The sequence below is a fragment of the uncultured Flavonifractor sp. genome (genome assembly GCF_944383115.1).
Classification (GTDB): Bacteria; Bacillota; Clostridia; order Oscillospirales; family Oscillospiraceae; genus Flavonifractor.
The window spans coordinates 22,786-45,993 of the sequence record NZ_CALWOJ010000155.1 but is presented as its reverse complement, the minus strand read 5'-3'; the positions used below and the strand labels follow the sequence as shown (position 1 = coordinate 45,993).

Below are 23,208 nucleotides of genomic sequence, written 5' to 3'. Positions count from 1 at the left end.
GTTATTATAAAAAGGCTCACGCCCCATGTAAAACGACCCTTTTCGATGGTATACTTCAAATTTTTTGATTGACCGGCATGAGGATAGGAGTAAAAATATGCAATGCCTTCCTGCTATTGACTTTCAAAAGGGTATTTGCCATAATGAATCATAATTTGTGACAGGAGGCGGTAACCCATGAAATCCACGCAGGAACTGGAGCATCAAATTCAGCAGAGCCAGACGCCTTCCCTGTTGATGGAAGATACCTTCACCGCCCCCACCCTGGCGGAATACCTGCGGGAACTTCTGCGCCGCCACAACCGCTCGGTGCAGGATGTGGTGGTAGCGTGCGGGCTTGACCGCAGCTATGGATACCAGCTGTTCAACGGCACCCGAAAACCAACCCGGAATTTCCTGCTCAGGCTGGCCCTGCTGCTGAAACTGGGGGAAGCCGGAACCCAGCGGCTGCTGAAAATCGCGGAGCGTCAGCCGCTGTATGCCCGCAACCGAAGGGACGCGGCGGTGCTGTATGGCCTGACCCACAACCTGACCGCGGACGAAACCCAGGAGCTTTTGGCCGGATTGGGGGAGGAGGGGCTGGAGTGAATGCTCACGATCATTTTTTAGCTGAATTTACCCCTCTTCCCGAGCATATAACGCTGCCCGACCGTATCCTTGCGGCATATGAGGCGGAGTCCTGTCTGGCCTGCAAGGAGGATGGACGCCTGGTTCTGCGGCTGCGCGGCAAGGCCGACAACAGGTTTTTTGTGCTGAAAATGACCGCGGCCCACAAGGAAGACCTGGCGGAAGAATACCGCATTCTGGAAAAGCTGGCCCCTCTCCTGCCGGGGATGGTGCCGGAGCCTGTGGACTGCTTTGAAGAAGGCGGAACAGGATATCTCCTTCGTACCTATCTCTCCGGCGAGACCCTGACCCAGTGGCGGGAGGGGAAAGAACACTGCCCGGAATCGCTGTGCGTCTCACTGGGGCAGAAGCTGTGCGCCCTGTTGGGGACCCTGCACGACCAGCAGCCGCCGGTGATCCACCGGGATATCAAGCCGGAGAACATCATGCTCCTGCCCGACGGCGGCGTAGGACTGCTGGACTTCGGTACCGCCCGGCAATTCAAAGGCGGTAAGGACACGGATACCCGCCACATGGGTACCCGGGTCACCGCCGCCCCGGAGCAGTACGGTTACGCTCAGACCGACCAGCGTACCGACCTCTATGCCCTTGGTATGACTCTGATCTGGCTTCTGACCGGGCAATACGACAGGGACAGTCTGGCCGAGTCCAAAGAAGTCTCTCCCCATCTGCGCCATGTGCTGGAGAAAGCGGTGGCGTTTTCACCGGAAGATCGGTTTCAGGATTCCGCTTCCTTTTCCGCGGCGCTGGCGGGACAAATGCCCCGGCGGCAGCGCAGGCGGATCATCGGGGCTGCGGTGCTGGCAGTGGCCCTGGCGGCGGCTGTGGGAATGGGGGTATCTCGGTTCGGAGCGCCTCCGCTCCATCCGGCGGGCGTGGAAAGCCCGGCACCTTCCCCCGAGGTGCAGGCGGTTACATTTACCTCCCGCACGATGGAGGCCGCTGTACGGCAGGCCCTGGGACAGGCGGAGGGAGAGATCACTTACGACCAGCTGTCTCAGATCCGCCGTCTGGCGGCTGTGGGGGAGCGTACCTTTGACCAGGAGCAGAGCTTTGACTACCGGATCGGCTGTTTTATCGGCAATGAGTACCAGGGGGATCAGCCTTTGGGGGACATCACCGACAGCGACCTGGAGCTTCTGGGCTATATGCCAAACCTCCAGGAACTGTATCTTTGCCGTCAGGAAATCAGGGACATTTCTGTTTTGGAGGGCTTACCGCTGACCACGCTGGCCCTGTGCGAGGATCAGATTGTGGACTTTTCCCCTCTGGGCACCCTGACGGAGCTGGAGACCCTGTATCTGGGGGGCAATCCCGGCACCGATTACAGCGCCCTGTCCGGACTGAATCGGCTGGAAACCCTGGCTGTGGAGGGGGGCAGCAGCACGGGCATCGGGGCGGTGGACAGCCTGTCCTTTCTGGATGGACTTACCCTGCGCAAGCTGAGCCTGAGGCTGACCATACCAAAGGACGGCAGCTGGGAGCCCCTCACCCGACAGATCGCGCTGGAGGAATTGCAGCTTTGGGACCCCAATGAGGACGCCGTGGCGGCGGCCAGTACCCTTACCGATCTGAAATCGCTGGGCATCGGAGATTACTACGCCCCGGATCTCACAGCCCTGGCCGGCATGAGCGGGCTGGAAGTGCTGGGCATCCACAAGGGCAGCCTGGAAAGTCTGGAGGGGGTGGAATCCCTCACCCGCCTGTACACCCTGTCCATTGGATTCAATGCTGTTACCGATCTGTCCCCGCTGGCGGGACTGCCTCAGCTGAACTATGTACAGCTGGAGGATCTGGCGGTCACCGATTTCTCGCCCCTGAATCAGCTGCCCGCCCTTTGGGTGGTGGTGGTGCCCCAGGGACAGGCGGCGCTGGTGGAGGCGTCCTGTCCCGGCCATACCTTCCAGCTGCGGACCTACTGATTCCGGCAGATTGTGCAGATCTGCATTCCAAAAAGGACCGGAACCGTGATACCATCATCACGATTCCGGTCCTTTACTTTGGTCGGGCAGGGCGGTCAATTCCAACACACCGTTGATGACCTCCTGTACCACCCGGAATTGCTCCGGGGGGAGTTTTTCCAGGCGGTGGGCAATGGCTTCTGCATGATTGGCCCCACATCCGCCCATCAGAAGGGAGTCGCTGGACACATGGAGGATCTCGCACATCCTCCGCAGTACCGTCAGCGATACGCCGGCCAGGCCCCGCTCCACACAGGAGATGTTCTGGGGCGAGATGCCGATCAGCTCGGCAAACCGCTCCTGGGTCAGGCCGGCAGCCTCCCGGGCCTCCCGTATCCGGCGGCCCACTTCCACATTGATGGCTTTCTTTTGGCGCATGAGCTGCTTGATCACCTCCCGTCATTAGTTTAACCAATGCGTTGCTTGACGAAAACAATATATTGCACTATAATTTCTAAATACAACATATTGAATTAAGGGGAACACACAAAAAGAGGAGGAACGATTATGCGGCTGATCAAAAAATGGCTGAGCGGCGCCCTGTGTCTGGTTCTTCTGCTTGGCCTGCTGCCCACGGCGGCCCTGGCGGAGGACACGCCCCACTGGGCTGACTCTGCGGTAACGGTGCTGAACGAACTCTATGGCAGCGATATCTTCAGCACCAGTGACGAAGCGATGGATACCGGCGCCGCCCAGACGGTTTTGAACAACATGGGGCGCTCTGATCTCACTGCGCCCAGTCCTTTTAACCGCGCAGCAGCCTGTGAGGTACTGGCAGATGTGTTTACTCTGCCGGTGGGCGAGGAGGCTGCCATTACATATCTGTATGAGCAGAACATCGTCAACGGCAAGTCGGAGGACAACCTGGGTGCGGCCGACCCCGTCAGCTTTGCGGAGTTTGCCGTGCTGACCTACCGGGTACTCAACTTTGTGGGCGGCGGAAAGGGCACTGGTGTAGCAGGCCTGAAACCCGGCACGCCGGGATACATGGCCTGGATGTATCTGGCCGTGCGCAAGTGCGTACCCTTTGTGGTGGGGGAAGACAAAACCCCCATCGATATCAATCAGACGATTGGAACAGCAACGGGCATTGAAACTTATGTAAGCTCAGCCCTTAAGCCTGGTTACGCTGACATCTACGATGTATCCACCGCGCCAAAAAGCGGCAAAGAGATTTGGGATGCCTGGGAAGCCGCGCTTGGGGATACGAATATCGGCGGCATAAAGGATTTCTCTGCTACCGGTTATGATGAGGATGATACGCTCGTGGCGGCAGCCACCAAAATGGTTGGGCAGTTCATGGCGCAGAAAGGCGAAGAAAAGGACATCATTTTCCATGATGTGGCCCCGGATAACTGGTTCTACGACGGCATTATGTATCTTGCCAACCAGAATATTGTCATCGGCTACGGCGACGGCCAGTTTGGCCCTGATGATATTACGCCCCGTTTCCAGTTTGCCGTGCTGCTGTCTGTTATGGACGGAACTGTTTCCAGCACCGATACCAACCCAGCCCGCATATCCACTGCAATCGACCATGTAAGAAAGGCCGGTTATCTGGACATACCGGAATCGGCAAATGATGAGAATCCTTTTACCGACTTCTACTGGAGCCAGACCACCACCCGGGAGGAGGCCGTTGTTGGCATCCTCGAGATGATCAGACAAACACAGAACATCACCACCACCAGCGGCAACCTGGCCATTCTGGATCGCTTTACGGATGTGGGCGATATTGACGACCCCGATTCCAAGCCCTACCTGGCCTTTGCCGTCAGCATGGGCCTGCTCAGCGGCACCAGCGAAAACACCCTGTCCCCCAATGATCCCGTTTCCCGCGCCCAGACGGGCGTGCTGCTCTACCGCACCCTCATCGGCCTGGACTACACCAAGATGAAGGACTACAGGGACAGCGTGGACTATGCCAAAACCGACAGCCCTGTCCGGACCTTTGCCCTGTTTGCTGCCCCCGCCCCTGCTGCCAATGAGGCAAAGACCCTCACCCTCCGGGAGGACTGGCGGCTCACCGGCGAGCTGGATCTGGCTGTTCCCGAGGGAACCACCCTGACCATTGACGGCCAGGGCAAATACCACATCTACGAGATGGGCGGCACCCTGCAGAACAGCGGACTGGGCAAGGTTCGGTTTGTAAACGGAGCCACCCTCTATCCCGCCGAAAGCGGTGAAACCTGCGATCCCGCCTCCTCCGATGCCCTGATGGAGCAGCGGCAGCCCCATAAGGTGACGGTTGCCCAGCCCACCAACGGCTCCGTTACCGCGTCCTCCGCCACCGCCAAAGAGGGGGAGACTGTCACCCTCACCATCACGGCGGACAGCGGCTATGAGCCGGCCGACCTGAACGTCACCACGGCGGACGGCACACCAATCACGGTGACTAACAACACCTTTACCATGCCCGCCGCTGACGTGACCGTTTCGGCCACCTTCCGCAAGGTGGACAGCGGCAGCTCCGGCGGCTCCGGCCCCACCAACTATTCCATTACCCCACCCTCCGCCGTGGCCAACGGCACCGTCCAGGTCAGCCCCAGCCGCGCCTCCAAGGGTTCCACCGTCACCATCACGGTGACCCCCGACCAGGGCTATGAGCTGAGCAGTCTGACCGTGGAGGACCGCCAGGGCAAGGCCCTGGACCTGACCGACAAGGGAGATGGGACGTACACCTTCACCATGCCCGCCTCCAGCGTAAGCATCCAGGCCGCCTTCCGGGAGATCGTTGATGAGGTCACCCCGCCCTTTACCGACATCCGGGAAGAGGACTACTACTATGACGCGGTACTGTGGGCGGTGGAGAACGGCGTCACCAACGGTACCGGCGCGGACACCTTCAGTCCCGATGTGACGGTCTCCCGGGCCCAGATGATCACCTTCCTGTGGCGGGCCCACGGCGCGCCCAAGGCCACCGGCAGCAATCCGTTTACGGATGTTTCTGCTGACGACTACTACTATGACGCGGTACTGTGGGCGGTGGAGAACGGCGTCACCACCGGCACCGGCGAGGATACCTTCGCCCCGCATGCGCCTGTAAGCCGCGCTCAGGCCGTCACCTTCCAGTGGCGGGCCGCCGGGTCTCCCGCAGCCTCCGGCAGCGGCTTTGACGATGTGGCGGGAGACGCCTGGTACACCGACGCCGTAACCTGGGCTGTGTCCGAGGAAATCACCAACGGTACCGGCGGCAACCATTTCAGCCCCGACGCCGTGGTTTCCCGCGCCCAGGCCGTTACCTTCCTGTATCGGGAGCAGGCATAAACCAGCTCCGCTATAGAAATCCTATGGCAGAACGTCAGGGCATCAGATGAATATGAGCGTATCCTGATACAGAAGATCAGGTAGCAGCAAAGAGAACTCCTGCATAGGCTGACACCGCCGCAGGAGTTCTCTTTTTCTCTGCAATTCTGCCTGACGGCCTGCTGTCCGCACCCGTACCCCCCTTGTTTTCCCAGCTCTTCCAGGCCTCACTTCTGTCCGTCAAGCCGCCTGGCACAGTCTTTTTGCAATATTTCGGAAAATACTTTGCAAATTCGGATTGCATTTTCTCGAATAACAGCGTATAATGTGATCGTGTTCGTGTACAAATGTATTTGTTGCAGAGACATTCCGCGGCAAATCCGCGCGAACAGCCTACTTGTGAAAGGAGTCAGAATGATGAAAAAGTTTCTTGCAAGCGTTCTCTCCTCCGCCATGCTGCTGGGCCTGCTGGCCAGCTGCGGCGGCGGAACTTCCCCTTCCGGCGATGCCTCCACTCCCGACGGCTCCGCTCCCGCCGGTGACAAGGTAATCAAGATCGGCGTCTTTGAACCCGCCACCGGCGACTCCGCTTCCGGCGGCAAGAAGGAGATGCTGGGCATGCAGTTTGCAAACTCTGAGACCCCCACCGTCACCGTGGGCGGCGAAGAGTATCAGGTTCAGCTGGTATACGCCGACAACGGCTCCTCCACGGATAAGGCTCCCACCGCCGCCTCTCAGCTGGTCAGCGAGGGCGTGGCTCTGGTGCTGGGTTCCTACGGCTCCGGCGTGTCCATTGCCGCCGGCCCCACCTTCGGCAATGCCGGCATCCCCGCCATCGGCGTGACCTGCACCAACCCCAACGTCACCGCCGGCAACGACTACTATTTCCGCATCTGCTTCCTGGATCCCTTCCAGGGCACTGTTCTGGCCAACTTCTCTATGGATAAGTTCCAGGCTCAGACCGCTTACTGCCTGGGCGAGGCGGGCAACGAGTACGACCAGGGCCTGATCGCCTTCTTTAAGACCGCCTTCGAGGCCGCCGGCGGCACCGTGATCACCGACTCCTTCCCCACCAACAACTCCGACTTCAACTCCTACCTGAACAAGGCCAAGGCCAGCGGCGCCGACGTTATCTTCACCCCCGTGTCCATCGCCTATGCCACCCAGATCATCACCCAGGCCGCCTCTCTGGGTCTGGACATTCCCTTCGTGGGCTCTGACACGCTGGACGACAACATGGTTCTGGAGGCCGCCAAGGGCACCGACATCCAGCTGTACGTCTCCACCTTCTATCAGGAGGGCGGCAATCCCACCTTTGACGAAGGCGTGAAGAACTACATCAATACCGCCTCCGGCGCTCTGGAGGCCAACGGCGGCAACGACACCGTGGCTGCCGTCACCGCTATGGGCTATGACGCCTATTATGTGGCTCTGGAGGCCATCAAGGCCGCCGACTCCGTGGATCCCGCCGCCATCAAGGCCGCGCTGTGGGATGTGGAGTATGACGGCGTGTCCGGCCACATCGCCTTTGACGACACCAACGGCGACGCGGTGCGCGATACCGCCTACATCAAGCACTCCACCAACGACGGTGCCTGGGAGCTGGAAACCCAGCAGACAGTGGCTGAGTAAGCCTCCCCCGCACACAACGGACCGGTTTTTTGGCGGGGGCCCTCCGGGGTCCCCGCCAGATTCTACCCCGCGCCCCCGGCTGGGCCGCCTCAAAAGGAGGCGGGCTTCTCCTCTTTTTGAGACAGCCCAGCGTCCCAACCACACAGAAAAAATCGGGAGGAAATTCTATGGAATTTTTTATCTCCACTCTGTTGTTCGGCATCTCCGTGGGCGGACAATACGCCCTCATCGCCATTGGGTACACGATGGTGTACGGTATTCTGCGCCTGATTAACTTTGCCCACGGCGACGTGTTCATGGTGGCCGGCCTGCTGGGTATCTACCTGAACACCTTCCTGGCCGCCTATCTTCCCCCTGCTCTGGTCATCCCCGTCATGCTCCTGCTGGTGCTGATCCTCACCGTCGCTCTGGGCTTCTGCATCGAGCGGGTGGCCTACAAGCCCCTGCGTACCGCCCCCCGTATGTCGGTCATGATCTCCGCCATCGGCGTGAGCTACCTGTTGCAGAATACCGCTACTTATATCACCGGCGGACAGCCTATGATCTACCCCGCCATCCCGTTCCTGTCCGACACCATTACGGTGGCCGGCACCTCCATCAAGTGGGTGGTCATCCTCACCCCCTTCCTGGTGGTGGCCCTGGTGCTTCTGCTCACACAGCTGATCAACAACACCAAGATCGGCATGGCCATGCGCGCCGTGGCCAAGGACTTTGAGACCAGCCAGCTCATGGGCATCAAGATCAACTCCGTCATTTCCACCACCTTCGTCATCGGTTCCGCCCTGGCCGCGGTAGGTTCCATGCTCTACTTCACCACTTACTCCTCCGTGGTGCCCACGGTGGGCTCCATGCCCGGCCTGAAGGCCTTTGTGGCGGCGGTGTTCGGGGGCATCGGTTCCATCCCCGGCGCGGTGATCGGCGCCTTCCTCATCGGCATCTGTGAAAACTTCGTGAAGATCCTGCCCTTCGAGGGGGCCACTACCTTTGTGGACGCATTTACCTTTGCCCTGCTCATTATCATCCTGGTCTTCAAGCCCACGGGATTGTTCGGGGAAAAGGCCACGGATAAGGTTTAAGGAGGTGCCCCGATGACATTGCAGAAAAAAGATAAAACGGGCGCTCTGATCGGTCTGGCCGCCGCTGCGGCGCTGCTCATTCTGGTGGTGGTGTTGGAAAACACCCTCTCGCCCACCAGTCAGCTGTTTGTGGTGCTGAAGAAAGGCGCGGTCTACTCCCTGGTGGCCGTGTCCATGAACCTGCTCAACGGCTTTACCGGCCTGTTCTCCCTGGGGCAGGCAGGCTTCATGCTCCTGGGCGCCTATACCTACGCCATCCTCACTGTGCCTGTGGCCGCCAAGGACCAGGTCTATTACCTCTTCGGCGGCTCGGCGGTGAAGTTCTCCCTGCCCGACCTGTTCGGCGGGTTGAATACCCCTACGGGCCTGATCCTGGGCGTGATCCTGGCCATTCTGCTGGCCGGCTGCGTGGCCGCGCTCTTTGCCTGGCTCATCGGTCTGCCGGTGCTGCGGCTGAAAAGCGATTACCTGGCCATCGCCACCCTGGGCTTTGCGGAGATCATCCGGGCCGTCTTCCAGTGGCAGGCCCTGGGCCCGGTCACCAACGGCGCCAACATGATCACCCAGATCCCCACCTTCAACAACTTCAACATCACCGACGCCAACGGGGCGGTGATCCTGCGCCTGTCCACCTTCTTCCCCTTCCTCATTGCCATTTTGTGCATCGCGGTCATCGTCATGCTCATCAACTCCTCCTACGGCCGGGCCTTCAAGGCCATCCGGGAGGACGAGATCGCCGCCGAGGCCATGGGCATCAACCTGGCCAAGCACAAGATGCTCTCCTTCTGCATCTCCTCCTTCTTTGCCGGGGTGGGGGGCGCCCTGTTCGCCATGTTCGTGAACAACGCCCAGGCCAAGGTGTACACCTCCACCATGACCTATGAGATCCTGCTCATCGTGGTCATCGGCGGCATCGGCTCCATCTCCGGCTCCTGCCTGGCCACCTTCCTGTACGTGGCCTGCGCCGAGTGGTGGCTCCGTTTCCTGGACAGCGCCACCACCTTCGCCTCCCCCACCGCCCCCAACCGGATCGCCTTCATGGTGATCTTCGCCGTGGTGGTCATTGGCGGGAGTGCCCTGCTGATCCACCGGGAGCGCCGGGGGAGCAACCAGGTCTGGAAGCAGACCCTGGTGGGCCTTGTGGCCATCCTGTTGCTGGGTTGGCTGGCCTGGTTCGCCGCCACCGGCGAGCTGACGCTCCCGCTGTTGCGCACCGGCTTCCGGATGGTGGCCTTCTCCATCATCATCATGGTGGTGGTGCTCTTCTTCCGGCAGGGCATGCTGGGGGATAAGGAGTTCAGCGACATCCTCTTTGCCCGCCGCCGGAACGCCGGAAAGGAGGCCACGAAATGAGCACGGAAAACATTCTCCACCTGGACCACGTCACCATGCAGTTTGGCGGCGTGGTGGCGGTGAACGACCTGTCCGTGGACGTGAACAAGGGCCAGATCGTGGCGCTCATCGGTCCCAACGGCGCCGGCAAGACCACCGCCTTCAACTGTATCACCGGGGTGTATGAGCCCACCAACGGCCTGGTCTCCTTCTGCGGGGAGCCCATGGTCCGCAACCACCCCCAGGGGAAGATGGCCCGGGGCTATCTGGGGGAGCACGGCGACCTGTATACCGCCCGCTTCTCCGTGGAGGACCCGGAGGCCAAGGCCGCCGTGGAGGCCCAGCAGGACCCGGCCGTCAAGGCCCAGATGCAGGCCGACTATGACAAGGCCCTGGAGGAGCGGAAATCCAAGGAGCTGGAGCGGGACCCCCTGGCCTTCACCGACAAGGTCCTCTCCCCCACCCCGGACAAGATCACCCAGCTGGGCATCGCCCGCACCTTCCAGAACATCCGCCTGTTCTCCGCCCTGACGGTGTTCGACAACGTGCTCATCGCCAAGCACATGCGGGCCAAGCAGAACGTGTTCTCCGCCACCTTCCGCTTCAACCGGGCGGAGGAGCGGCGCATGCGGGAGGAGGCCATGTCCCTGCTGGAGGAGCAGGGGCTGGCCCATCTGAAGGACGAGGTGGCCGGCTCCCTGCCCTACGGCCTCCAGCGCCGGCTGGAGATCGCCCGGGCCCTGGCCACCCAGCCCAAGCTCCTCCTCCTGGACGAGCCGGCCGCCGGCATGAACCCCCAGGAGACCCAGGAGCTCACCGACTTTATCCACAAAATCCGCGACGAGTACGACCTGTCCATCCTCATGATCGAGCACCACATGGACCTGGTCATGCGCATCTCCGACCGCATCTACGTCCTGGACTTCGGCAAGCTGATTGCCCAGGGCACGCCGTCGGAGGTACAGAACAATCCTCGGGTCATCGAGGCGTATTTGGGGGTGGCAGACGATGCTGAAGATTGACGAACTGAAGGTGAGCTACGGCGGCATCGAGGCCGTGAAGGGCATCACCTTCGAGGTGCCCGACGGGAAGATCGTCACCCTCATCGGGGCCAACGGGGCGGGCAAATCCACCACCCTGCGCTCCATCGCCGGTCTGGTGAAGCCCGCCCACGGGCGCATCCACCTCCAGGGGGAGGACATCACCGCCCTGTCCCCCGACCGCATCGTGTCCAAGGGCATCACCCTGGTGCCCGAGGGGCGGCACGTGTTCCCCGACCTGACCGTGTTGGAGAACCTGAAAATCGGCGCCTACCTGCGCAAAGACAGCCTGGAGGACGACCTGAACTGGGTGTATGAGCTGTTCCCCCGGCTGAAGGAGCGGTCCTGGCAGGCGGCGGGCACCCTGTCCGGCGGCGAGCAGCAGATGCTGGCCGTGGGCCGGGCCCTCATGTCCCGCCCCAAGATCATCATGATGGATGAGCCCTCCCTGGGCCTGGCTCCCATCGTGGTCAAGGGGATCTTCGACATCATTAAGGAAATCAACAAGCAGGGAGTCACCGTGTTGCTCATCGAGCAGAACGCAAACATGGCCCTGAAAATTGCCGACATCGGCTATGTGCTGGAGACCGGCCGGATCAGCCTCACCGGCTCCGGACGTGATCTGTTGACCAACGAGGCCGTGAAAAAGGCCTATCTGGGCACTTAGTCACAGACCTGCCGAACACAAAAAGACGCCGGATCCGGGATTTTCCCGGATCCGGCGTCTTGCATGACAGGGGATTGTTCAGTTTTCGGACGATCCGCAGGGTGCGGAGATCAGCCCTTCTTGTAGCCGCACTTGGGGCAGACGCCCGTTTCGTTCAGCGTAATACCGCTGTCAGGGTTTCCTTGGTAACCACCAGGCGGCACTCAGGATAAGCGGTGGGCCCTTGTATATTCAGAAGATGGGCGGGAAATTACCATCTATCGCCTGTTTGACGGCGATATATGCCTGTTCTGTGCCCCCTGTGTCATCCGCTCCATCCAGTTTGAGGTGACTATCCAGGCAGAAAAGGATACAGAGTTTTGGAGCATACCGTCCGAAGTTTACCAGGAGCTGATGACTCAGTCCACCGCGGTGGCAAATTACACCAACGATCTGATGGCCCGCCGGTTTTCTGAGGTCATGAGCAGGATGGAGCAGTTTATGTGGAAGCGCATGGATAGGCGGGTGGCCGCCTTTCTGCTCCAGGAAGTTTCCATTGAGGGGACCCACAAGCTGAAAATCACCCACGAGGCCATTGCCAACCATCTGGGTTCCCACCGGGAGGTGATTTCCCGCACGCTGCGTGATTTCCAGGACGCGGGCATGGTGAAGCTGTCCCGGGGCATGGGACCATTCTGAACCCCAAAAAATTGGAGGCGCTGCAAACCTAACATCCCCGCTCTGTGCAGCAGAGTATGCAAAGCGAACCCTTGACCTCTTGAATGCCCCATTCAGGCGCTCTCCACCTTTTCGCAAAAGGCACAGTGTATCTACAGTATAAGCCGCAGGCGGAAGATACCGTCATCCAGATCAAACTGGCACACGGCGCCGTGTTTCTTGCAGAATACGGAGATGGACTGTACACCCAGGCCGTGCCCCTCGCTCCGGGCGATGGGCAGGCCGTCGCTGTCGAAAGCGACGTCGCCGGAGCAGGGATTGGCAATCTCCAGCATCACGCTGGGGATACCCACCATTTTGCAGCGGATCTGCCGCTGCTCCGGCGGCAGGCACAGATTGGCGTGGATGGCGTTTTCCAGCGCGTTGGCCAGCACCACCGCCAACTCGCCCTCGTCTACCGGCAGTTTGTCCGGCAGAGTGATCTTTGCCTCCACCGGAATACCTTCCCGCCGGGCCTGGTCGAAATAGGAGGAAAACATGGCGTCCAGCACCGGCGGACTGCACCAGCGGATCTTCTTTTGTTCATCCAGTCGCCTTTGGGCGTTGTCCAGAAATTCCAGAGCCGCCTCCCGATCTCCCCGGGCCACCAGTTCCGTGACGGCCTGGAGCTGATGGCGCAGATCGTGGCGCTGAATCCGGACGGCTTCCTCCACGTCCTGCACCCGCTGCACCTTTTCTTTCAGCGCCGAGATCTGCACTGTCAGCAGAGCGGCGTTCTGCCGTTCCGTCTGAATGCGGTACTGCGCTATCAGGCTTTTGAATACCGCAATATAAACAAAGACCAGCGGGATGATGGCGGCGTAGACATAGATACGCTGCGCCTCATTGTCCAGGTAACTGCCTGGCCAGGCGGAAAGAAGAATGAGATAGCCGCAGAATACGCAGGGGATCGTGGTCAACACACCCCAGCGGGCGGGAAACACCTGAATTAGCCTGCGGAAGGGCCTCCGCAGGAAGCGCCATTGCAGATAGATCGCCGCTGCATAGAATGCGGCCGTCAGCAGGATATTGACCAACGGAGAAAGACCGAAAGAATCGGTGAACCAGCGGATCATGGAGGCCGACAGCGCGGATACCATGATCTGTGTCGAGTAATTGAATACCGCCTGGGCAGGGGTGTCATTGGCCGCCCAATAGGTAAGCAATATGGCCGGGACCGAGATGGTGAGATAGAACAGGCGGAGCAGCAGCAGCTCTCCGCCCAGTTGCAGCAGGACCAGGCTGGAACCAGTCACCCAGAGGCCGTAAACCATCATGATGAACAACAACAGCAGCTTTCCGCGCCGGAAGCGGAACTCGGTCATGCTCGCCATCATTCCCACGGTCATCATCGTGATAAAAACAGCACGGAAAAGGAGAAATATCGTGTTTGTCATGGCAGATGTTCCTTTCCCAGCCAGTAATTTCCCCATGCTTTTTTAAACTCAGCCGCCGCGGAGCGGGGCAGCGCCACGGCCTGGCCGTCGTCCAGCAGGGCCATCTGGCCCTGCACGCCGGTCACATGCTGGAAATTCAGCACAAAGCTGGCCCCGCACAGATAGAAGCGCCGGTCAGCCAGCAGGAGGGCCACCGCTTCCTTGAAGGGGGCGCGGATGCTTTGGGAGTCCACCGTGCCGTCGGTGCAGTAATAACGGACAAAATGCCCCACCCGCTCGGCATAGCGGATGCGCTCCAGCAGGAGCCGCCGCGGTCCTGCCGCCGTGGACACCACGACGCCCTCGCTCCGACGGCGATCCAGCCTTTCCACAGCGCCGTCCAGCACATGGAAAAACTTGCCCGTCTCCACCGGCTTGAGCAGGTAAAAAAACGCCTGGACTTCATAGCTGTCGGCAGCAAAGTCATTGGATGTGGTGAGGTAAATGATCTCTCCGCCGTTTTCCAGTTGCCGCAATTTCCGGCCAACGTCGATACCGCTGAGATCCGGCATGAGAATATCGAGAATGTACAGATCAAATCCGCCCGCTGCTTCCGCCCGCTTCAGCAGCGTTTCGCCGGCGAGGAACGTTTCTACCTGACCGGAGCATTCCGGGCGGATGCGCAGATAGTCTTCCAGCAGCGCCGCCGTCTTGCGCAGCTGATTTTCTTCATCGTCACATATGGCGATCCGCAGCATGGATCACCCCCCCTTTCCCGGCACGTCGCAAAATTGACGCAGGAACAAGCAAATTTTGCGCAGGAGCTCCACTCTTTCCCAAAGATTGATACAATAATTAAAACTAAAATACCATTTGGCGCACCCGCCGTCAAGGGATTGCCGCCGCCGGATTTTCCGGTGCGCGTATGTGTATCGGTCATTGAAACAACAGTCCCGCCGCCTGGGAGCGGCGCTCTGCTGCACGGACGCGGACACAGTGAAGAGATTGGGGGAATCACGATGAAAGCAAGAGGACGAAAATGGCTTAGTCTGCTACTGACACTGTGCATGGTGCTGGCCATGCTGCCGGCCATGAGCGTTCCCGCCGCGGCGGCGGGGGAGGACTGCACCGGTGACCACAGCGGCTGGACGGAACTGAGTGGAAATAAGGAGTTGAAATCCCTGTCCGGCAACTGTGTTCTGACCGACGATGTCATCGTCACGGGCACCAGCAGCGGCAACATTGAGATCAAAAGCGCTGTCACCCTCTGCCTCAATGGTTATACGCTGAATTTAAACGGCAGCAATTCCTTCCGGATATATGAAAACGGCAGCCTCACCCTCTGCGATTGCACGGGCCGCGGCAAGATTACCAACAGCCAATCTACGGTTGTAGCTGGTGTTTATATGGAAGGCGGCAGCTTCACCATGAACGGCGGATCCATTGCCGGGATTGGCGGCGGCGCTGTGCAAGTGAATAGTGGCGCCAGCTTCATCATGAACGGCGGCTCCATCACCGACAATCACCTTAATGTTACTAAAGACGCTAACTATGCCCCTTGCGGCGGCGTGCTTGTGAACAGCGGCAGTTTTATCATGACCGACGGCTCCATCACCGGCAACACCGTGGAGGTCGAGGGTGGACTTTCCGTCAGCGGCGGCGTACTCGTGTGTAATGGTGGCAGTTTCACCATGACCGGCGGCGAGATAACCAACAATCATTGTACAGTTGAAGGCTTTCTCCCAACCTCGGGCATTGCCGGCGGCGTATGTGTTGGCAGTGCTTTCATGGGAACCGGCACCTTCACCGTCTCCGGCGATGTGACCATAGCGGGCAATACGTTTAACGGAAGCGCCAAAAATGTCTGGCTGTATAACAGTCAGAAAATCAACATCGGCAGCGGCGGGCTGACCGGCGGCGAGATCGGCGTGACCAGGGATACGCCCGACGTGTTCACCACGGGCGGCGGCGCAAGCTATCGGCAGCACTTCTTCTCCGATAACGACGCGTATGTCGTGGTGCCGTCTGGCGGCGAGCTGGCGCTTGGCACGGTGGCTGACAACCCTCATAGGCACTATGTCTGCGGCGATGCCATCTGCGCTGATTCCCACGCGGAGGCTACATATACCCCCAAAAGCGACTTCGGCGGTTCGCTGGGTGCAGGCAGCTATCACCTCACCCGCAGCGTCACCGCTACCGATGATATCACCATCAGCGGCGCGGTCAACCTGTGCCTCAACGGCAAAACGATTGATCTGGACGGGCACCACTTCATCATAAATAGTGGCGGCAGCCTCACTATCTGCGACTGTATGGGCGGCGGCCAGATCACCGGCGGACAGGCAGAGCAGGGTGGCGCTGTTTTGGTCAACGGCGGCGGCAGTCTCACCCTCCACTCCGGCGCCATTGCCGGCAACACGGCCAGCGGGGGTGGGGATGGCTCCGGCGGCAGCAATCGTGCAGGCGGCGGCGCGGTCTGCGTCAACGGCGGCAGCTTCACCATGACCGGCGGCGCTATCGAAAATAATACCGCGAGTGTCACAAAGAAAAACGACGGCGGCGGTGGTGTGCTGCTTAACTCCGGCACGTTTGAAATGACCGGCGGCAGCATCACAGGCAATGACGTGACTGGGCATGCTAACAGTGTTGGCGGCGGCGTGCATATCAACGGCGGCACCTTTACCATGACGAACGGCACTATCTCAGATAACAGCGCCATAAATGGCGGCGGCGTGACCGTTTTCAAAGGTACTGAAGGAGAAAGCAGCTTCGCCCTGTCCGGCGGCAGCATCACCGGCAACACCGTGACAGAGATCGGCGGCGGTATCTATGTGCTGCCGGGTACCACCTTTCATCTCTCCGGCGCGTCGGCTATCAGCAGCAACACCGCGGGCGACGCGGCCTCCAATATCTATCTGAATGACAACACAATTACCCTCTTCGATACTCTAACCAATACAACGCCCTACGGCGTGAGTATGTACTTGCCCGGCGTGTTCACCAGCGGCTGGGGCAGCAAAATGGGCGATACCGCCCCGGCGGACTACTTCACCTCCGAGGACAGCGCCTATCTGGTGGCGCGCAACAGCGATGGCGAGGCCATGCTGCACCAGCACAGCTATACATATACCGCCGACGGCGACACCATCACCGAGAGCTGCACCTGCGGCCACAGGGCCACGGCGAAGATTTATATTCCCGCTGACGCCGACCTGACCTACACCTGCAATGCCATCACCCCCGCCGAGGTGGATTACAGCACCGGCTGGCTGGGCGGCAATCTGAGCGTTGATTACACAGACAATACCGATGTCGGTACCGCCACGGCGTCCATCACAAAGGGCGGCAAAACTGCCCAGGTGACCTTTGCCATCACCGCCAAGCCGTACGGCGAGAGCAGCGGCATCACCATTGACCCCATCGGCGACCAGACCTACACCGGCAGCCAGATCAGGCCGGACGTGACCGTCAAGTTCGGCGGCACGACGCTGGCGAAGGGCACGGACTATGACCTTGAATATGGCACAAACACCGCCGCCGGCACCGATACCGGCAGCGTGACCGTCAAGTTCAAGGGCAACTACTCCGGTGAGGCCACAGTCTACTTTGACATTGTCTATGCCCCTTTCCCCGGCGGCACCACAAACGACACCGTATTTGAGGATTATACCGACACCAGCAGCAACTGGAGCAATTCCGAGGACGGCGTGACTTTTACGCCCCAAGACGGTTGGACGGTCAGCACCTCGCCGGACGGGGATTACAAGGAAAGCGTCACCTTTGATGATGAGCAGGACGGCGAACACACTGAAACCGTCTATGTAAAGGACAGCAGCGGCAACATCTACGAAACGGAAATCACTTACAAGCTGGACAAAACCGCGCCCCAGGTAAGTGGTCTCACAGCAGATCATACCCAGTGGACGGCGGACGACGTCACCATCAGCTTTACCGCTTCCGACGCAACCTCCGGCATCGACAGCGTTACGGTCAGCAAGGACGGCGGCACAGCACAAACGGTCACCGGCAGCGGCAGCGATTACTCCTTCCCCGCTGACAGCAACGGCACCTACACCGTCACCGTCACCGACAAGGCGGGCAACACCACGACGCAGGCAATCACCATTTCCAACATTGACAAGACCGAACCCGGCCTCACCGTCTCTGGCGGCGACATGGGCGCCGCCAGCCTAACGCTGAAAGCGGAAGCCAAGCAGAACGGCGGCTCTCCGGTTACCGTCACGGCAAAAGACAGCAGCGGCAATGTGCTGACGGCCAATGGGGACGGCAGCTATACCGTCACCAAACCCGGCAAGTACACCTTCACAGCGGCCACCGGCGCGGGTCAGACTACGGTCGAGATCAGAACCGTATACAGCATCACCTTTGACAGCAACGGCGGCAGCTCGGTTGACCGGCAGCTGGTGGTGTCCGGCGGCAAGGTCACCCAGCCCGCAGACCCCACCAGAATCGGCTACACCTTTGACTGCTGGCTGCGCGGCGGCACGGACTGGGATTTGGGCAGTCAGGTTACTACTAACCTCGCCCTCACCGCAAACTGGACGTTGGACGCCCCAGCGGTGGAACTGACGGCCAGCAAGAACAATGTCACCTACGGTGAGAGCATCACGCTCACCGCCACGGCCAGCCATGCCGCCGGTGAGAACATCGACTTCACCTATCAGTGGTACAAGGACGGTAAACCGCTCAACAGCATCAGCGATACCACCTCTTTCCTGACCCTCACTGATGTGGACGAGAGCGGCAGCTACACCGTCAAGGTTACGGCTGAGGACAAGGACGGCCTGACAGCGGCCGCCGAAGATACTGTCACCGTCGCCATCGGAAAGGCCACGCCGGTGCTGTCCGTGGATGGGGTTGCCATCACCTATGGCGACACGCTGAAAGACAACCTGCTCAAGGGAACCGCCAGCAATGGCAGCGAGACTGTTTCCGGCAGCTTCGCCTGGGGGAACGATAAACCCGGCGCCAACCCCACCGTGGCACAAAGCGGCAATTACACCGTAGTATTTACGCCCAATGACAAGGCAAACTACACTGATGCCACGACGACAATCACTCTTACGGTGAACCGCAAGGAACTTACCCCCGCCGTCGCCTCCGTGGATGACAAGATCTATGACGGCAATGCTTCTACCACCGGCACCATCACCCTCTCCGGCGAGGTGCTGGATGAGACCCCCACCGCCAGCGGCGTATTCACTTTCGAGGACAAGAACGCAGGAGACAACAAGAGCGTCAACGTGGCCGTCACCCTTGATGGCGAGTGGGGGGACAATTATGTACTGTCCACCGACGAGCTGACTGCCAGGGCAGATATCACGCCCAAGACCGTGGGCCTCACCTGGGACGGCTATGAGAATCTCGTCTACAACGGCCAACCCGTGAACGTCGCCGCCAAGGCCACCGAATTGGTGGAAGGGGATCAATGCGCTGTCATAGTGAAGGACGGCAGCAAGACCAACGCGGGCGGCTACACCGCCGAGGCCACCGGCCTCGACAACCCCAACTACCAGCTGCCGGACAGCGGCACCACACAGAGTTACACCATCGCCCCGCGCCCGGTGGAGCTGAGCTGGGATTACACGGAGCCGTTTACCTATGACAAGGGCGAAAAGACCGTCACTGCCACCATTGACAATCTGGCACCCGATGATGAGTGTGAGCTTACGTATCGGAACAACAAAAAGACCGACGCCGGCAGCTACAAAGCGGAGGTTGCCACTCTGGGCAATCCCAACTACACCCTCACCGGCGGCAAAAACCTGAGCCTCGACTGGACCATCAATAAGGCCGTCATCAGCTTCACCGTCGCCGGCAACAGCCATACCTACGACAACACGGCCAAAACTGCCTCGGTGACCCAGACGGAGAGCGAGCCTACAAAAATTGACGCAGGCAAGTATACCGTCACCTACGGCGGCGAGAACAGCCAAACCGAGGCGGGTACCTACGACATCACCGTCGCCATCAGCGATCCCAACTTCTGCTTTGCGGGCGGCGCGGCTTCCGCCAAGGTAGGCGAGCTGACCATCGCCCCCAAACAGGCTGTCGTTACCTGGCAGAACCTCAATCAGGTCTACGGCGATGGGCAGCAGGTCAGGGTACTTATTGACGGCCTTGCGGATGGCGACAGCGCCGAAAACGCGATCATCACCGGCGGCGGAACCGCCGCGGGCAGCTATCCGCTCTGCGTAACGCTCGCAAACTATCAGCTTTCCAACGACACCGCTACTCTGGTGATTCAGAAGAAGCCTGTGGTCGTCACTGTAACAGACAACGCCGTTACGCCCGGCGGCGAGCCCACCATCAACGTCCCCGGACTGACGGAGGGCAAGGACTACACTGTCACCTACAAGGACAAGGACGGCAACGTGGTGGAAAACCCCACCCAGTCCGGCACCTATGAAGTCTGGGTGGAATTCCCCGAGGACAGCAACTACCGTCACCCCGACGGCAGCAGCGACAAGCAGGTGGGCAGCTTTACCATTACCGAAACGCGGCCCGTCCTGTACACCGTGACTTTTGACGGGAACGGAAACACCAGCGGTACCATGACCGCCCTGGAACTGACCGGCGGCAGCACCCAGACTCTGCCCGACTGCGGCTACACCAAGACCAAATACCAATTTACCGGCTGGCTGTATGGCGGCAAGACCTACAAACCCGGCGACAGCTTCACTACGCCCTATGGCGACGTGACCTTCACGGCCCAGTGGCAGGCGGTGTTTGAAGTGAGCGGCACCATCAAGGAAGAAACGGGCAGCGGTGAGCAGGACACAGAAAATGCCGTGGTCAGCCTGTGGCTGGGGGCCAACAAGATCGCCGAGACACACACAGAAGCGGATGGCACCTACAGCTTTGACGACCTGCTCCCCGGCATCTACAATCTGGTGGTGAGCAAGGATCAGCGTACCGTCACCAGCATGGTGGATCTCACCACGACCGATCGGACTTGCAACGCCATTCTGCCCCAGTACGTGACCAACTCCGTCGTGGATGTAACACCCGGCAGCCCGGACATCGTGGTGGGCAAGCTGGACACCGGCTTTACCGAGGATGATCTGAGTACGGCCGAGACAGGCGGCAAGGTGGAGATCACCTTCAAAGCCGACGAGCAGCAGGAGGACGATATCGAAAAAGATGTCTTAAAGGACCTCCAGAGCGCCGGCGGCAGCAATCTCGCACTGTTCCTGGACTGCACCCTGACCAAGACTGTCACAGATGAAACCGGCACGTCCACAAGCGAGCTTACCCAGTCCAGCGTGGTGTTGGAGATCCTGCTGCCCCTGCCCACAGAACTCCAGGGTAAATACAATTACACCATTTCCCGGATGCACGGCGGCGAGGCCCAGATCGTACCCCAGGGTGAGAGCAGCAAAAACGAAGACGGGGAGTATTTCACCGTCAGCGAGGACAAAACCGTTCTCACCCTCCATGTCAAGAACTTTTCCACCTACGCCGTGGGCTATCGCAACGCCCCTTCCACACCCACCTATCCGCCGGTGAAAAATGAGAGTGAGAACGGAAGCTACACCGTCAGTCCCAGCAACCCTTCCAACGGGCAGAACGTGACCATCACCCCAAAGCCCGATGAGGGATATGTGGTGGACAGCGTCACCGTCACTGACAAAACCGGCAAGGACGTGACGGTAACCCCCAATACCGACGGGGCTTACACCTTCACCCAACCTAACGGCAGCGTGACCATCACTGTCACCTTCCGGAAGGATACCGGCTTGTCCGATTGCCCCCGGGACGAGAGTTGCCCCATGGCTAAGTTCTCCGATGCGGATCGGAACGCCTGGTACCATGACGGCGTCCACTACTGCGTGGAAAACGGCCTGATGCAGGGCTATGGCAACGGCATTTTCGGGCCGAACGACACCTTGTCCCGCGCTATGCTGGTGCAGATCCTCTATAACCTGGAAAACCGTCCTGCGGTTTCCGGTGAAAGTGTGTTTTCCGATGTAGCCCACAGCGCCTGGTATGCCGACGCGGTCAACTGGGCCGCGGCCAATGGGATTGTGGAAGGCTTCGGAAACGGACAGTACGGCCCCGAGGATGACATCACCCGGGAGCAGTTGGCGGCGATTTTGTACCGCTATGCTCAGTATAAGAACTATGATGTGAGCGTGGGGGAGGATACGAATATCCTGTCCTACAGCGATGCGCCGGAAGTTTCCGAATACGCCGTGCCCGCCATGCAGTGGGCCTGCGGCGCGGGGATCGTGGAAGGCTATGGGGACGTCCTCGATCCTACCGGCAACGCTACCAGAGCGCAGGCCGCAACCATGCTCATGCGCTTTGGCGCAATATAAGCAGCAGGATGGAACGCAAAAGCGAGTTTTTAAGACAAGGTGTCCCCATATGGGACACCTTGTCTTGGTTGAGCATATACATAGCCCTCAAGGAGACGGGGCGCTGCCAAACAGCAGCGCCCCATCTCCTGATGCTTCGGGTCTTATTCCACTATTGTCTCATACCAGCGCATGAAAATGGTTGCCACTTCGGCGCGACTGGCGGTGTGCGAAAAAGGCCATGAATGACAGGCCTCTGCTGTATCCCGCGCTTCGGGCGGAAATAGCCGCCCCATCTGCGCGAGACGAGTCGGCAAGCAATGACTGGCGCGGCACCGTGCAGAGATGGCAGAGGTAAAGGAGAAGGAAAAGGAGGATCCAAACAATGCGAAAACGACTATTGGCGAGTTTCTTATGCCTGTGTCTGCTGGTGGGTCAGCTGCCCACAATGGCGCTGGCAGCGGAGCCGGTGGAATTGGATATCGGCCAGGGCTCCATCATCATTACGGAGAATGGGTATAGCCAGGGTGTGTTGGCAGTTGATGGAACAGATCTGATTATTAAGGAAACTGCAGAATCTACAATTGCAAAAGAAGAAACAACCTGGCCGGGAGCAGAACACGCCCTCACCATCACCGGCACCAGCAGCAACGGTAATATGATCGTAATCAAGGGCGGCGACCCTGCCATTACGCTGGGCAATGTGAGTATCACGGCGACAGCTTCCTACCAGCCCGCTCTCCTGCTCTATGGTGGAACGGGAACAGGTACGGAAAAAGCAGCCAAGGCTACCGTTATTCTGGAAGGAAACAATACCCTTATTGGCGGTGAATATCGGGGCGCCGCGATACAGATTAACCAGAATGCGACGTTGACAATCCGGGATTGCTCCACTGGAGGTGGTTCTCTTACCGCTACAGGCAGAGGTGGATTTGTACCTGGTATTGGCGGCGGGTTTGACGCTACCTACGCTTATGCGTATACTAACGGAAACGGAACGACAGGCCGGCATAATAATTATACCGGCGGCGGCAATCTGGTAATTGAAAGTGGTGTGGTGGATGCCACAGGAACCGGAAGGGGCACGAATCAGCGTGTTTCTGCGATAGGTACGGGTTATCGCGCAGATTTCGGTAGCGTGACTATTAAAGGCGGCACAGTGATTACCAGTAGTTCCAATAATGGTAGCAGTATTTCTGCGAATGACGTATCCATTGAAGGGGGACTGATCCAG

The 23,208-nt window shown here is 59.6% G+C and carries 13 protein-coding genes; 10 read left to right on the top strand and 3 right to left on the bottom strand.

From position 1 onward, the window contains the following. The first annotated feature begins 177 nt into the window (after window positions 1–177). A complete protein-coding gene (locus tag Q0K43_RS11085) occupies window positions 178–588 on the top strand; it encodes a helix-turn-helix domain-containing protein (RefSeq protein WP_297290585.1) in 411 nt (136 codons plus the stop codon). After that, window positions 585–2,549 (top strand): protein kinase domain-containing protein, encoded by a 1,965-nt coding sequence (locus tag Q0K43_RS11080; RefSeq protein ID WP_297290584.1) that lies wholly within the window; start codon window positions 585–587, stop codon window positions 2,547–2,549. Before Q0K43_RS11085 ends, Q0K43_RS11080 begins: the two co-directional genes overlap by 4 nt. A gap of 57 nt (window positions 2,550–2,606) precedes the next feature. Here Q0K43_RS11080 and Q0K43_RS11075 read toward each other — a convergent pair whose 3' ends face one another. Continuing rightward, window positions 2,607–2,966, bottom strand: coding sequence for a helix-turn-helix domain-containing protein (locus Q0K43_RS11075; RefSeq protein ID WP_297290583.1), 360 nt, complete (start codon window positions 2,964–2,966; stop codon window positions 2,607–2,609). A 129-nt stretch (window positions 2,967–3,095) separates the two neighbouring features. Between Q0K43_RS11075 and Q0K43_RS11070 the strand changes: the two genes are divergently transcribed. From Q0K43_RS11070 to Q0K43_RS11755, 7 genes are all read left to right on the top strand, one after another. After that, window positions 3,096–5,855: an S-layer homology domain-containing protein gene (locus tag Q0K43_RS11070; protein ID WP_297290582.1), complete on the top strand. Its 2,760-nt coding sequence runs from the start codon at window positions 3,096–3,098 to the stop codon at window positions 5,853–5,855. Window positions 5,856–6,251: 396 nt separating this feature from the next. Further along, window positions 6,252–7,466, top strand: coding sequence for an ABC transporter substrate-binding protein (locus tag Q0K43_RS11065; protein WP_297290581.1), 1,215 nt, complete (start codon window positions 6,252–6,254; stop codon window positions 7,464–7,466). A gap of 167 nt (window positions 7,467–7,633) precedes the next feature. After that, the gene (locus Q0K43_RS11060) at window positions 7,634–8,542 is read left to right on the top strand and encodes a branched-chain amino acid ABC transporter permease (RefSeq protein WP_297290580.1); all 909 of its coding nucleotides are present in this window, start codon (window positions 7,634–7,636) and stop codon (window positions 8,540–8,542) included. A gap of 12 nt (window positions 8,543–8,554) precedes the next feature. Next, a complete protein-coding gene (locus Q0K43_RS11055) occupies window positions 8,555–9,895 on the top strand; it encodes a branched-chain amino acid ABC transporter permease (RefSeq protein WP_297290579.1) in 1,341 nt (446 codons plus the stop codon). Then, on the top strand, window positions 9,892–10,896 hold the full coding sequence (locus Q0K43_RS11050; RefSeq protein ID WP_297290578.1) for an ABC transporter ATP-binding protein: 1,005 nt from the start codon (window positions 9,892–9,894) through the stop codon (window positions 10,894–10,896). The genes Q0K43_RS11055 and Q0K43_RS11050 overlap by 4 nt, the downstream gene beginning before the upstream one ends. Further along, window positions 10,883–11,581: an ABC transporter ATP-binding protein gene (locus Q0K43_RS11045; protein ID WP_297290577.1), complete on the top strand. Its 699-nt coding sequence runs from the start codon at window positions 10,883–10,885 to the stop codon at window positions 11,579–11,581. Before Q0K43_RS11050 ends, Q0K43_RS11045 begins: the two co-directional genes overlap by 14 nt. 393 nt (window positions 11,582–11,974) lie before the next feature. After that, complete coding sequence (locus tag Q0K43_RS11755) at window positions 11,975–12,259, top strand: Crp/Fnr family transcriptional regulator (protein ID WP_366086368.1); 285 nt, start codon at window positions 11,975–11,977, stop codon at window positions 12,257–12,259. Window positions 12,260–12,390: 131 nt separating this feature from the next. Here the strand turns inward: Q0K43_RS11755 and Q0K43_RS11035 are convergent, their stop codons facing one another. Both Q0K43_RS11035 and Q0K43_RS11030 read right to left on the bottom strand, forming a co-directional pair. Then, window positions 12,391–13,614, bottom strand: a complete 1,224-nt coding sequence (locus tag Q0K43_RS11035; RefSeq protein ID WP_297290576.1) for a sensor histidine kinase — start codon at window positions 13,612–13,614, stop codon at window positions 12,391–12,393. 56 nt (window positions 13,615–13,670) lie between these two features. Next, entirely contained in the window at window positions 13,671–14,411 is a 741-nt protein-coding gene (locus Q0K43_RS11030) for a LytR/AlgR family response regulator transcription factor (RefSeq protein ID WP_297290575.1), read from the bottom strand. Between the two features lie 261 nt (window positions 14,412–14,672). Here Q0K43_RS11030 and Q0K43_RS11025 point away from each other — a divergent pair, with 261 nt between their 5' ends. Further along, window positions 14,673–21,995 carry an S-layer homology domain-containing protein gene (locus tag Q0K43_RS11025; RefSeq protein ID WP_297290574.1) on the top strand — a complete coding sequence of 2,441 codons (7,323 nt, stop codon included), beginning with the start codon at window positions 14,673–14,675 and terminating at the stop codon, window positions 21,993–21,995. The last annotated feature ends 1,213 nt before the right edge of the window (window positions 21,996–23,208 follow it).